The organism is Paenisporosarcina quisquiliarum, assembly GCF_027563315.1.
Classification (GTDB): Bacteria; Bacillota; Bacilli; order Bacillales_A; family Planococcaceae; genus Paenisporosarcina; species Paenisporosarcina quisquiliarum.
The window spans coordinates 215,912-228,769 of the sequence record NZ_JAMKBJ010000004.1 but is presented as its reverse complement, the minus strand read 5'-3'; the positions used below and the strand labels follow the sequence as shown (position 1 = coordinate 228,769).

The 12,858-nt window shown below is 36.0% G+C and carries 14 protein-coding genes and 1 riboswitch; all 14 genes read left to right on the top strand.

What is annotated here, in order from left to right; all coding sequences use genetic code 11:
- Positions 1–16 precede the first annotated feature (16 nt).
- Complete coding sequence (locus M9R32_RS07065; RefSeq protein WP_269926031.1) at positions 17–1,813, top strand: motility associated factor glycosyltransferase family protein; 1,797 nt, start codon at positions 17–19, stop codon at positions 1,811–1,813.
- Between the two features lie 46 nt (positions 1,814–1,859).
- The gene (locus M9R32_RS07060; RefSeq protein ID WP_269926030.1) at positions 1,860–2,900 is read left to right on the top strand and encodes an N-acetylneuraminate synthase family protein; all 1,041 of its coding nucleotides are present in this window, start codon (positions 1,860–1,862) and stop codon (positions 2,898–2,900) included.
- A gap of 3 nt (positions 2,901–2,903) precedes the next feature.
- Positions 2,904–4,046: a UDP-N-acetylglucosamine 2-epimerase gene (gene neuC, locus M9R32_RS07055; RefSeq protein WP_269926029.1), complete on the top strand. Its 1,143-nt coding sequence runs from the start codon at positions 2,904–2,906 to the stop codon at positions 4,044–4,046.
- Between the two features lie 10 nt (positions 4,047–4,056).
- Positions 4,057–4,755, top strand: coding sequence for an acylneuraminate cytidylyltransferase family protein (locus M9R32_RS07050; protein ID WP_269926028.1), 699 nt, complete (start codon positions 4,057–4,059; stop codon positions 4,753–4,755).
- A 37-nt stretch (positions 4,756–4,792) separates the two neighbouring features.
- Entirely contained in the window at positions 4,793–5,776 is a 984-nt protein-coding gene (locus M9R32_RS07045; protein WP_269926027.1) for a class I SAM-dependent methyltransferase, read from the top strand.
- Positions 5,777–5,817: 41 nt separating this feature from the next.
- Positions 5,818–6,405, top strand: a complete 588-nt coding sequence (locus M9R32_RS07040) for an acyltransferase (RefSeq protein ID WP_269926026.1) — start codon at positions 5,818–5,820, stop codon at positions 6,403–6,405.
- A gap of 304 nt (positions 6,406–6,709) precedes the next feature.
- Positions 6,710–6,801, top strand: a riboswitch (cyclic di-GMP riboswitch).
- 397 nt (positions 6,802–7,198) lie between these two features.
- A complete protein-coding gene (locus tag M9R32_RS07035; RefSeq protein WP_269926025.1) occupies positions 7,199–7,915 on the top strand; it encodes a glucosaminidase domain-containing protein in 717 nt (238 codons plus the stop codon).
- A 193-nt stretch (positions 7,916–8,108) separates the two neighbouring features.
- Entirely contained in the window at positions 8,109–8,450 is a 342-nt protein-coding gene (flaG, locus tag M9R32_RS07030; protein WP_269926024.1) for a flagellar protein FlaG, read from the top strand.
- A gap of 26 nt (positions 8,451–8,476) precedes the next feature.
- Positions 8,477–9,967, top strand: coding sequence for a flagellar filament capping protein FliD (gene fliD, locus M9R32_RS07025; RefSeq protein WP_269926023.1), 1,491 nt, complete (start codon positions 8,477–8,479; stop codon positions 9,965–9,967).
- Positions 9,967–10,356, top strand: coding sequence for a flagellar protein FliT (gene fliT / locus M9R32_RS07020; RefSeq protein WP_269926022.1), 390 nt, complete (start codon positions 9,967–9,969; stop codon positions 10,354–10,356). Before fliD ends, fliT begins: the two co-directional genes overlap by 1 nt.
- Positions 10,357–10,374: 18 nt before the next feature.
- Positions 10,375–10,752 (top strand): flagellar export chaperone FliS, encoded by a 378-nt coding sequence (fliS, locus tag M9R32_RS07015; protein ID WP_269926021.1) that lies wholly within the window; start codon positions 10,375–10,377, stop codon positions 10,750–10,752.
- Between the two features lie 47 nt (positions 10,753–10,799).
- Positions 10,800–11,603: a flagellar motor stator protein MotA gene (motA, locus tag M9R32_RS07010; RefSeq protein ID WP_269926020.1), complete on the top strand. Its 804-nt coding sequence runs from the start codon at positions 10,800–10,802 to the stop codon at positions 11,601–11,603.
- On the top strand, positions 11,587–12,360 hold the full coding sequence (gene motB / locus M9R32_RS07005; RefSeq protein WP_269926019.1) for a flagellar motor protein MotB: 774 nt from the start codon (positions 11,587–11,589) through the stop codon (positions 12,358–12,360). The genes motA and motB overlap by 17 nt, the downstream gene beginning before the upstream one ends.
- Before the next feature lie 18 nt (positions 12,361–12,378).
- Positions 12,379–12,810, top strand: a complete 432-nt coding sequence (locus M9R32_RS07000) for a flagellar basal body-associated FliL family protein (protein WP_269926018.1) — start codon at positions 12,379–12,381, stop codon at positions 12,808–12,810.
- The last annotated feature ends 48 nt before the right edge of the window (positions 12,811–12,858 follow it).

Genomic DNA, 12,858 nt, shown 5'->3' with positions numbered 1-12,858 from the left:
AGACTTATTGAACCGGATGACCGAAGTCGAAAAGAATGCTAAAACTGGAAATATCATTGTAGAACAGGCCAAAACAGGTGTACAAACATTGAAAATGCTAATCGATGGTAAAATGCAATACGTTCACAGTAAATATGATCCGAAAAAGGATGCTCAGCGTTTTGTCGATAAGTTCGAAAGTGAAAATATTAAGCACGTAATCTTCGTTGGAATGGGACTCGGGTATCACGTTGAAAATTTTACCAAAGCTCATCCAGATACGAAATATTCGATATATGAACCAGATGAACAAGCACTTCTAACTTACTTGTCTTGTAAAAGTATATATGATTTACCGATCAATAATTTGGTGAGAATCTTTACTGGAACAGATGAAGAAATTTTAATGCGAGAATTAAAATCTCTGTTGCAATCTTCAAATGGTGTTCTGAAAATAATCACTTTGCCTGTATACGAAAAGATTTACAGTGAACAAATCGAGCTAATCATGAAAGAACTAGTAGAGTCGATGAAAATTAAAAAGAGTACTCTAGTAACAAATGTTTCTTTCCAAAAACGTTGGACCATTAATTCCATTAAAAACTTTCCTAAAGTACTTAAAACACCAAATATCTTGCACGATATCGACAAAAATGCTTTTAAAGATAAACCCGCAATTATCGTAGCGGCTGGACCATCACTAAACGAAGAATATGAAAACTTGCGCTACATAAAAGAGAATGGACTAGCTTACATATTCTCAGTAGGATCAGCTATTAATTCATTGATTGAGCAGGGGATTTATCCGGATGCTGCTTGTACATATGACCCGAAAGAGTATAACCATCTCGTTTTTGAAAAATTAAAAGGCCTTAATATATCAGAAGTGCCGCTGATTTTTGGTAGTTCCGTGGGGTTTGAGACACTAAGGAACTACCCTGGAGAAATGTTACATATGCTCACGAATCAAGATACGATTGCTCCACATTACATTGATAAGTCCGAAAACATTAATGTTGTACTTGATGCTTCCTCGATTGCAGTTGTTACATTTCAATTATTAAGAATGTTAGGATGCAGTCAAATAGTTTTAGTAGGGCAAAATCTAGCTTTTCAAAACAATAGCCGATATGCAGAGGGAATTAATTATGACTTCATCCCTAACGAATTATCTGAAAAAGAAAAAGTAAGTCTGTTAACTGTAAAAGATGTTTCTGGGCAAGAGATTCAAACAAATGAAAGTTTTAACAGAATGCGTCAACAGTTGGAGCGGTATATTAATTTGTCTCCAAACCAGGAAGTGATTAATACAACCAAAGGTGGAGCTCATATTGAAGGAACTGTATTTATGCCGTTAACTGAAGTAATATCAGAACGATGGACAGAAACAGTAAATGTAAAACCAAACTGGTTTGAAGGTGAAAACACTTATAATCTAATTTATACAAAAAAACAAATAGACAGCATGCTAAATGCAATGCATCGCCTTAATCTAGAAATTAGCCGTGCACTAAAAACACTTTGTGATATTAATTCTGCTGTTAATATGAACCGGACTAAGGTTTTAGAGAAAACGTTTATAAGGTTCGACAAAGACTTCAAAAAAATAAAAAGCAATATATTCTATAAAGCATTTATAGAGCCGATGGTACGTGTATATAACCAGCGTCTTTCTGAAGTAATCCAGGAGGTACGGTTTGAAAATGACTTAATTAAAAAAGGAAGAGTTATTTCGGAAATATATGTAGGCTTCTTGAATGAATGTCAGGAACAAATGCATGCATTACAACCTTATGTACAGGAGTTACATGCCGATATAAAGAAAATGATTTAATAAAAATAGTAAAAAAATATGAAATGGATTCGTAGGAGGAATACTGATGAGCAATTTTATCCAAATAGGTTTAAGAAAAATCGGTAGCGACTATCCTCCCTTGGTTATACCTGAAGTTGGTATTAACCATGAAGGAGATATAGAAAAAGCCTTTCAAATGGTAGATGATGCATATAAAGCTGGAGCTGAAATTGTAAAGTTTCAATCCCACATTATTGAAGATGAAATGATACCAGAGGCTGGAAAAATAATTCCAGGTAATTCCAAGGAATCTATATTAGATATTATGTCCCGTTGTACATTAACTTTAGAAGAAGAAAAAGAATTAAAAGCATATGTGGAAAGTAAGAAAATGATTTTTATGAGTACACCGTTTTCCAGAGCAGCAGCAAATCATCTAGAAAATCTAGATGTGGATATATATAAAATTGGGTCGGGAGAGTGCAACAACTATCCATTAATTGAGCATATATCATCATTTGGAAAACCAATTATTATGAGTACGGGAATGAATGATATTGAATCAGTAAATAAGTCAGTGGAGATAATGGAGAAATACAAAATTCCATACGCGCTTCTTCATTGTGTATCGATGTATCCAACCCCTTACGATAAAGTGCGACTTGGTGCAATAAATGATTTGAAAGTAAACTTCCCAAATGCTGTTTTGGGTTTGAGCGACCATTCAATAGGAAATTATACTTGTTTTGGTGCAATCCCTTATGGTGCCAGTATTTTAGAAAAGCATTTCACTTCTAATAAAAATTGGCCAGGTCCAGATATACCCATATCCATTGATCCATCTGAATTGAAGGATTTAATAATCGGCTCCAAAGCGATTTGGGAAGCAAAAGATGGTCGTAAAGAAATTCAGCCAGAGGAACAAGTAACTATTGACTTTGCTTATGCTTGTGCAGTTTCGATTAAGCCAATTCAAAAAGGTGAAGTTTTCTCTAAAGATAATATCTGGGTGAAGAGACCCGGTACTGGTGAAATAAAAGCAGTTGAATATGAGAAATTAATTGGTAAGACAGCAAGTAAATTTATTCCTGTAGACATTCATCTCTCATGGGACATGGTTGAATAATACATGGATATAAAGAAGATAGTTTTTTTAACAGGAACGAGAGCAGATTATGGAAAATTGAAATCATTGATGATAGAAGTAGAAAAAAGTGAAGGTTTCGAGTTACATATTTTTGTTACAGGTATGCATATGCTTTCAAAATATGGATCTACATATATTGAAATTGAAAAAGATAGTTTTAATAATATATACAAATTTGTTAATACCAAGGTAAATCTAGGCATGGATATTACATTAAGTAATACAATTGTTGGTTTTAGTAACTATATTTCCGAATTTAAGCCTGATTTAATTGTTGTCCATGGTGATCGTATAGAGGCGCTAGCAGGATCAATTGTTGGGGCGCTAAATAATATAAAAGTGGCTCATATTGAAGGTGGAGAAATTTCAGGCACTATTGATGAATCCATTCGACATGCAGTGACTAAGTTTTCGCATTTACATTTTGTAGCAAATGAAGAAGCGAAAAAACATGTTATCCAATTGGGGGAAAAAGAGGACGAGATATATGTAATTGGCTCTCCAGATATAGATATTATGTTTTCAAAGAAATTACCTAGTTTAAGCGAAGTAAAGAATCATTATGGGATAACATATGATGAATATGCAATTTTCATGTATCATCCTGTAACTACAGAACTAGATAAGCTTGTGAATAATATATCTGAAGTAGTTGAAGCCCTCATTGATTCTAAGAAGAATTATATCGTGATATTCCCGAACAATGATGAGGGGAGCGGGACTATATTGCATGCTTATAATAGATTGGAAAATAATAAGAATTTTAAACTGTATCCGTCTATTCGTTTTGAGGCATTTTTAGTTCTATTAAAGAATGCACAGTTTATGGTAGGAAACTCAAGTGCGGGAATTAGAGAAGCTGGTATATATAACATCCCTACAATTGATATTGGGAGTAGACAGGATGGACGATATAACCGTCATGAAAGCACCATTATTCATGTAAATGAAAAAAAACAAGAATTATTAGTAGAGCTATCACAAATATTTCAACGATTAACTTCACCACCTGTATTTTATGGGGATGGAGAAAGTGCGTCTGAATTTATAAAAGTTCTAAAGAATCCAAAAGTTTGGAATGGTGAATTTCAAAAAAAATTCATTCCTTATAACTCTCAATTTTAAAGGTGAAGACATGTACAAAAACAAAAAAATACTAGCAGTTATTCCAGCAAGAGGTGGAAGTAAGGGTATACCCCAAAAAAACATATACAGTATTTATGGAAAACCATTAATTTCTTTCACCATCAATCAAAGCTTACAATCAAAATATTTAGATAGAGTAATTGTATCAACTGATTGTGAAAAGATAGCTCAAATATCAGAGTCTCTTGGAGTCGCAGTACCCTTTTTGAGACCACGTGATTTGGCTACTGATTCGGCGAAGACAATTAGTACAATGGTTCATGTTATCGAGCTACTAAAAAGTAGAGATGAAGAATATGACTATGTCGTTCTTTTACAACCAACGCAACCATTGCGTACCTCTGATCATATAGATGAAGCGATAGAGCAGATTATCCATAATGATCAAAGTACCCTTGTTAGTGTTTCAAAAGTTAAAGACCATCCATTATTAATTCGTTCTATTGGTAATGAGGGTTCCCTTAAGAAATTGATTAAAGAAAACAGTACGGTAAGAAGACAAGATTTTGAAGATTATTATAAAGTGAATGGTGCTATTTATATTAATAAAATTGATAAATCATTTAACGAAGAATTAAGTTTAAATGATAATCAATGGCCATATATAATGGATTCAAAATTTGACTTGGATATAGATTGTATGGAGGACATTGAAATATTTAAACGAGTGTTAAATAGTGATGCTTAAAATCATATATTCTCTTGGATAAAGGAAGGTAAATATTTTGAGTTATATAGGTTCCAAAAATGAATTTGTGACGATGGATTTATCCGAAATGAGACCCGAAGGATTTTTACAGACGATTTTGGATAGACAGAAAAATAATATTGATACTGTAAATTCCAGTAATGGGTGGAAGGTAAGAGTGAATTGTCCAATATGTCAATCATCAAAAAGTACGTATCAGTTTGAAAAGCATGATTTTCACTTAGTACAATGTGATGTCTGTAGTACAGCATATTTTGATCAGGTTCCAATTAATACAAATGACATTTATTCTGCACCTCATGCCATAGGGGATGCACAGGAGGCATACCTTGTTAATAAAGATTACAGGAAAATTAGGTTTGCTACTGAACGAGTTCAATTAATAGAACAACATTTAGTTAGCCAAATAAAAGATGTAGATATACTCGATGTCGGTTGTGGAACAGGTTGGTTTTTAGAAACTGCCAAGGACAAGGGGGCGAACTGTTTTGGAGTTGAACTCGGTAAAGATTTGGCAAAATTTACTGCTGAACGTTTAGAAATAACTGTATGGAACTGTGATCTGACAGAATTAGATACTATAAAAAAGTTTGATGTAGTTACAATGTTTGATTTGATTGAACATGTAGAAAATCCGCTTTTACTTATTAACTCTGCAAAAGAGCTATTAAAAGATAATGGCATTATAGTCATTTTTACACCGCAATTTGACTCTGTGGCCATTAAAACAATGAAAGATAAATCGAATTTGATAATGCCAGCTGAGCATCTGTCTTATTTTACAGAAAAAACAGTGGAGAAAGTGGCTGAACTCTCAGATATGGAGGTTGTATACTATGCAACTAAAGGAATTGATATGGGAGATTTGAAAAGTTTTTATGAATACAATAATCAACCTCAACTAGCAGAATCGTGTGCAAGTTTATATGATACTTTACAGCCAACGATAGATAGTTCAAAGTCAGGGAATCATTTAAGAGCGATATTGAAAAAGGTTTAAAGCTTTCATTGGAAAAAATATCAAAATGGGAGAAAGCTAATATGAATTTTCTAAAGGAATTTGTGAAGCGTTGGAATTGGACAAAAGATGCAGATCGATTAGGACCAGATATGTTAGGATCCCATTTTAAATTATACATTCCACTTTTACAAAGAAAAATCTGTGAAAAAAAGTTTCTATACTATGGTGAAAATGCCGATTTTAGAATAGGCGCATATGCAATAGGATGCTCGAATATCAAAATAGGGGACAATGTAGTAATTAGACCTTTTTGTATGTTAATAGCCTCTGCTAATGGAAGTATCGATATTCAAAAAAATGCTTTGATTGGACCAGGAGTCCATATATATGTATCAAATCATCAATATAGTGATTCTACTATACCTATTTATTATCAGGGTTATTCAGAACCGAAACCGGTTTTAATTAAAGAAGGCAGTTGGGTAGGAGCGAATTCGGTAATTTTGCCTGGAGTGACTATAGGTAGAAACGCTGTAGTTGCAGCAGGAAGTATTGTAACCAAAAATGTGGACGATTTTACTTTAGTAGGTGGAAATCCTGCGAGGTTGCTTAAAAAACTGGTCAAACTTAACGTAGAAAAGGATGGCTATAAATCACAACATTATTAGATTTTGTTTCAGTAAATTAGGTAATCATTTAAATAAGAATAACTAAAAAGAAAGATCACCGTAGTTTTGTCTAATATAAATATTATAGTTGACTACACATGGCTTACAAATTTTCATTTTAGAGTAAAGAGGAAGATTTATCTGCTTAAAGATACGTTTTTCCTTTTCTTTAGTTCTGCAATTCTTCTGTTTTCCTCATATCCCAAAACAAGTATTCTACATAAAATCCTATCTTTTAAAAATGCGAATATCTAGGGAAATGTAGTAATTGGTACGCGGTATAATTGGCTTAAATAAAATTACCAATTGAAAAAGGCAAACCATAGTGAAACTGTGGAACGCAAAGCCAATGACCAAAACATTTAAGCATTACATGGATGGCAGCCGGTTGCCACAAGTAATCATGGAACTCATCTATGGACCTTAGCAATTTAACTTCAATCGGGATAATTTCGACTGGGATAATTGAAAGCAGACACTTGAATTTAGTGGAATGTTTGGAAAATAACTGGTACTTGGAACTACTGAAGTGGAAGTGAAAGGTTCGAGACAAGGCTAGAATAACAAACATCACCATAGGTTCAACTTCTGGGAAGCTTCTTTAGTAAAGAGACCAATCGGACAACACTAATATAGAAGCAGGACTGTGACTTATTTCTTGTGATATTCCTCCTTTTTGTTCTTTTTATGCTACTATAAAATTCATAATAATACCATACGACTATTCTTTTAATTATTGTTTCTATGTAAAATGAAAGATATGAACATATAAAGAAGGGTGCGAAATCTATCAATGACCAGCCCAATCTCTTCCAATTGGTTTTATTACATGACAATGGCTTCCATGGCACAAGCAATGCCTTCGATGAATCTCTCGGGCAGGGCAACCAATTCACTCGGCAATGCAGGAAACGAAAATACCCTATTCCTAATGTTATTGAATGCAGCGATGCATGGGAGGAGCGACTCGAACAATGCAACGTCTCTGCCTTTTTCTCAAAATCAGATGATGCCACAAATGAACAGTCCTTTTACTCTTCCAGTAAATGTGCAGGCAGTAGATAAAATAGATGTCCCTACAAGTCCGAATGATACAAGTGACTTTCATTTCAAACCCGTGCAACTCTTGAAACTTGATACTAGTTTAGAAGGGAAATTAAGCGGGTCAGCCACGCACTTTATCAATGCAGGGAAAAAGTATGATATAGATCCGAGTCTCCTTTCTGCGATTGCCATTCATGAAACAGGTAATGGTTCTTCACGAGCTGTTAATGAGAAAAACAATGTCGCTGGCATGATGGGCAAGAATGGGTTGAGAAGCTACGAGTCAGTAGAAGATAGCATTTTCGATATGGCTCGTAATTTACGAAAAAATTATTTGAACCAAGGGAAAGATACGATTGCCGAAATTGGAGCGAAATATGCCCCAATCGGAGTTGCAAATGATCCTACAGGTCTGAATAATCATTGGACAAAAGGGGTCAGCCGTCAATTTAATAATCTATCATAAACAGGACAGATTCTTATTGAATCAGTCCTGTTTTTTTGAACAAATAAAAGTGAAAAAAAGCTAAAATTTTCACGTTTTATGCCGATATACATTAAATAAAGGTCGATCTGGCAGTTAATAGAATGATTGTTAAATGATCATTGTTTCCCTAATCTACCGTTATAGATGATATGAGATAAGGGGAGAGCCACTAATGGAAGTGAAACAAACACCTGTTATACCTTTTCCAAAGAAAGTCGAGCCTGTACAAGAGTATCCTATACAAGGGCAAAAGCATAAAGAGCAACCAATTCAAGAACCGGAAAAAATAACAAAAGAACTGTTAAAAAACAAAGTAGATGGTATGAATGATTTTCTAGAACCTACAACGACTTCAGTTAAATTTAAGCTGCATGAAAAACTGGACATCTATTATGTTCAAGTAATAGACACAAACTCAGATACAGTCCTTAAAGAAATTCCCAATAGAAAATTTTTAGATATGTATGCATCCATGGCCGAGCTTGCCGGATTAATGGTGGATGATAAGTTTTAATAAAAAAACGATTGGAGTGAGGTAAATTGCGTATTGGTGGATTGGCATCAGGAATGGATACGGATCAACTGGTCAAGGAACTTATGAATGCACAAAAAATGCCATTAAATAAATTGACACAGAAGAAAGTGTGGACGGAATGGCAACGGGACGCCAATCGAGAATTTAATTTATCTCTTTCAAAGTTGCGGACAATAGCAAGTGACCTACGTTTTCAAGGCTCATTTAATGCCTATAGTGCAACATCTTCAAATTCTGGTAGTCTGACGGCTTCGACGACAGCAAACGCTTTGAGTGGTACATATCAAGTAGAAGTAGTAAATGTCGCGAGTACGGCAAAAATTCACTCAGCCGGCACGATTGAAAAATCCGCTGGAGTTGCTGCAAAATCAACGGATTTAATACCTGCAACAGGAATGATCACAATTAAAGATAACTCTGGCGCGGTTTTGGGAAGTGTTGATGTTACTAGTGGTCTGACTTATGCAGACGTAGCGAAAAAACTCCAAGAAGCAACTGCTGGCAAAACAACAGAGTTACGAGCAAGCTTTGATGACACTACATCGAGATTCTTCATGTCGACAACAGGGATGGGTGCAGATCAAAACTTTACGTTGGAATTTAGCGACGCTGCGTTAGCAAATCAAGTCATTAATAATAATGGTCAACTATCCTACTCAACCAATACGGCTGGAACGAATTATATGTCGACCGCTACCAACGGTGAAGTGAAATTTGACGGTATACTGGTCGATAACTTAACGTCAAACAAAACAACGATCAATGGTTTGAATTTGAATCTGTTACAAAAAGGTACTTCTACCATTATGGTTCAATCCGACACAGCCAAGCCGCTAGAAACGATTAAAAATCTAGTAGAGAAGTATAACGAAACGATTTCAGAAATCGAGAAAAAACTTGTCGAGAAACGCTATCCCGACTTCAAACCCCTTTCCGATGAACAAAGAAAAGACATGAGCGAAAAAGAAATAGAATTGTGGGAAGAGAAAGCTAGAAGTGGCTTACTACGAAATGACCCGATTCTGAAAAATGCTTTGCAAGAGCTTAGAAGTGCTTTCATGGACCCTGTCGCAGGAATTGCTACTGGAAATATGAATATGCTTTCGCAAATTGGCATTAATACCGGCAAGTACAGTGATGGTGGGAAGCTTTTCATTGATGAAAATAAACTAAAAGACGCGCTGTCAAATAAACCTGATGAAGTCATGGATCTATTTACAAACGGTACAAACGGCATTGGCAACCGAGTTTATGCGGAGCTGAACGATGTTATAAAACGTCTGAGTGAACGTGGGGGTAGTCCAACAAGCGCTGTCGACAACAGTACGATGTCAAAACGAATTACCCAGATGAATCAGGAAATTAGCAAATGGAACGACAGATTGAAAATGGTTGAAAACCGCTATTGGAAGCAGTTCACTGCCATGGAAAAAGCTTTGAGCCAGATGAATTCACAAAGCTCGTGGATGCAACAGAACATGTTCGGTGGCATGTAATGAGTGAGTACCAAAACGTATTAGCTGAATTTCTTCAAGTAACCAAAGAAATTCAATACGTGTCTAAAGCGCTACACTCAAACATGAAAGACGATGAAGCAGGGCAAGTGGAGAACTTACAATCACTCTTTGAAAAAAGACAACAGTTGATTGATGAGCTTGAATCATACTTACAGCAAGAGGACTTTCAATGGACAGATGAAGATAAACAAATTATTCATCAACTGAAAGACTTACAACAAATGATTCAACCACTTATGACTGGTCTACATCAATCATTTAAGACACAAATGAATCAAATTAATCAAACAAAGCAAGGATCCAGGAAGTTTGTAGGTGCTTATCAAAACGTATCGACAGAGGGTTCATTTATCGATGAACGGAAATAAAAAGCAGGAGGATATAACATGTCAGTTATCAACCCTTACCAAGCGTATCAACAGAATTCAGTGATGACAGCATCTCCTCAGGAGTTAACGCTCATGCTATACAACGGGTGTCTAAAATTCATCAGACTATCAAAAAAAGCGATGGCGGAAAAAAATTACGAAATAAAAAACACAAATATAATCAAGGCACAAAATATCATTCAAGAGTTGCGAATTACCTTGAACCAAGATATTGAAATCTCGAACAATATGGCACAACTATACGAATATATGTACACACAATTGATTGACGCCAATATGAAAAATAACCTCGAAACTTTGGAAGAAGTAGAAGGGTATGTTGTAGAGTTACGTGACACATGGAAGCAAGTCATGGCTCTGGCGAAAAAGAACTAAGAGTCAAGGAACGTTTGATATTCTTAGAATTGAAATGAGGGTTTGGTGTGGATAAGACATCATGGATAGGCATAATACTTGGAATGGTCGTATTGGTTGGTGGACTGATTTTAAAAGGCTCCGATCCAATCGCTTTATATAATCCCGCGGCACTGGTAATCATCTTTGCGGGAACGGCTGCCTGCATACTGATTGCGTTTCCACTTGAAGAAGTAAAGAAAATCCCTGTTTTATTTAAAGTGATATTTTCTGAGTCGAAGATGATTCCTCTCAAAGAACTAATCCCGGTATTTACTGAGTGGGCAATGGTCGCAAGAAGAGAAGGATTACTGGCTTTAGAAGAACGCTCTGAAGAAGTGGAAGATCCATTTTTGCAACGGGGTTTAAAAATGGTGGTTGATGGGCAATCGCAGGAACATATCCGTGATTTGATGGAAGAAGAAATTGCTGCGATGGAAGAGCGTCATGAACTTGGTGCGAAGATTTTCACACAAGCGGGTACGTATGCGCCTACTCTAGGGGTACTCGGTGCTGTTATCGGGCTGGTCGCAGCACTTGGTCACTTGGATGATATTGCATTGCTTGGTAAATCCATTTCGGCAGCATTCATTGCTACTTTGTTTGGGATATTCTCGGGGTATGTTATGTGGCATCCGTTCGCCAACAAATTAAAGCGAAAATCAGAACAGGAAGCTAGAATGAAAACTATCATGTTAGAAGGATTGCTGGCTGTCCAGGAAGGTCTTCCGGTACGGATTGTGGAAGAGAAATTATTGACCTATTTACCTGCTAAAGATCGCGTTCTTGTGCAGGAAGAAAAAACAAGAGAAGGTGTTGGCGTTGAAGCGTAAGAAAAAGCATGAAGATCATGTCGATGAATCATGGCTCATTCCTTATGCCGATGTATTGACGCTATTACTCGCTCTTTTCATCGTTCTTTTTGCGGCAAGTGAAGTTGATTCGAAGAAATTCAAGGAAATTGCGGAGTCATTTAATAATGAGCTGCAAGGTGGGACAGGCATTTTGGATGAAGAAGCGGCAATTGAAATCATGACTGATACATCTAAAATTTCCAAATTGGATGAGAACGAACCACCCAAAGAAGAAAAAACGGAAGCGCAATTGGCAAGGGAGCAGGACATGAAAGAACTCGGTGAGCTCCAGGAAAAAATTGAAGTTTACATAAAAGACAAGGGATTATCTACAAAACTGGAAACAGCTCTGACAGGCAAAGGTTTAGTGCTCAAAATTAAAGAAGGTGTTCTTTATCCTTCAGGCAGTGCAGATATAAACGAAGTGTCAAGAACGATTGCGGTTGAAATTTCAAATTTACTGGTTACAGATCCACCACGAAACATTTTTATAGATGGTCATACGGATAATATTCCGGCTAATTCAAAGGAGTTTCCGTCTAACTGGGAATTGAGTGCTGCCCGGGCCATCAATTTCATGAAAATACTTCTTGAAAATAAACAGTTAGATCCGAAAGTTTTTAGTGCAACAGGATATGGTGAATACCATCCAGTAACTACGAATGACACGCCTGAAGGCAGAGCAGAAAACCGTCGTGTGGAAGTATTGATATCACCTTACAAACAAGAAAATTAAACACTGAAGAGGTGCACTATGGGGAAAATGAAAGTAATTGTCATGATGTTTTTCGCTGTCGTTTTACTCGGCGGGGGAGCCATGTTTTTTTTGAAAGATGAAGTATTGGGTAAGGAAAAAGTGAAAGAGAAAGAAATTTCAGCTGAAGAACTTGTTGAAATGAGTGTGGATACGGATATCATCACAACGAATCTAGCATCTCCCAACAATTTTGCGATAGTTCAGTTCAATATTTTGTTAAGTAGCAAGGAAACGAAAGAAGAGGCAGAAAAACGTAAACCTGAAGTGCGTGCTGCCATTATTTCTACCATTGCCAGCTTTACAAAAGACGAGTTGATTGGCAATGAAGGCATTGTCAAACTCGAAAAAGAACTCTCTGCAAAACTTGAACGGATTGTGGAAACTGGAGAAGTCGAACGGGTATTGGTAACGGAATTTAAATTACAATAATTCGTATTTGTACTAAACTTTTTTTAAAAAGTGCCGATATAAATATTA

Bases quoted from the DNA above. Each gene is read 5' to 3' on its own strand.
- M9R32_RS07065 (WP_269926031.1), top strand. From the start codon at position 17: ATGACCGAAGTCGAAAAGAATGCTAAAACTGGAAATATCATTGTAGAA.
- M9R32_RS07060 (WP_269926030.1), top strand. From the start codon at position 1,860: ATGAGCAATTTTATCCAAATAGGTTTAAGAAAAATCGGTAGCGACTAT.
- neuC (WP_269926029.1), top strand. From the start codon at position 2,904: ATGGATATAAAGAAGATAGTTTTTTTAACAGGAACGAGAGCAGATTAT.
- M9R32_RS07050 (WP_269926028.1), top strand. From the start codon at position 4,057: ATGTACAAAAACAAAAAAATACTAGCAGTTATTCCAGCAAGAGGTGGA.
- M9R32_RS07040 (WP_269926026.1), top strand. From the start codon at position 5,818: ATGAATTTTCTAAAGGAATTTGTGAAGCGTTGGAATTGGACAAAAGAT.
- M9R32_RS07035 (WP_269926025.1), top strand. From the start codon at position 7,199: ATGACCAGCCCAATCTCTTCCAATTGGTTTTATTACATGACAATGGCT.
- flaG (WP_269926024.1), top strand. From the start codon at position 8,109: ATGGAAGTGAAACAAACACCTGTTATACCTTTTCCAAAGAAAGTCGAG.
- fliT (WP_269926022.1), top strand. From the start codon at position 9,967: ATGAGTGAGTACCAAAACGTATTAGCTGAATTTCTTCAAGTAACCAAA.
- fliS (WP_269926021.1), top strand. From the start codon at position 10,375: ATGTCAGTTATCAACCCTTACCAAGCGTATCAACAGAATTCAGTGATG.
- M9R32_RS07000 (WP_269926018.1), top strand. From the start codon at position 12,379: ATGGGGAAAATGAAAGTAATTGTCATGATGTTTTTCGCTGTCGTTTTA.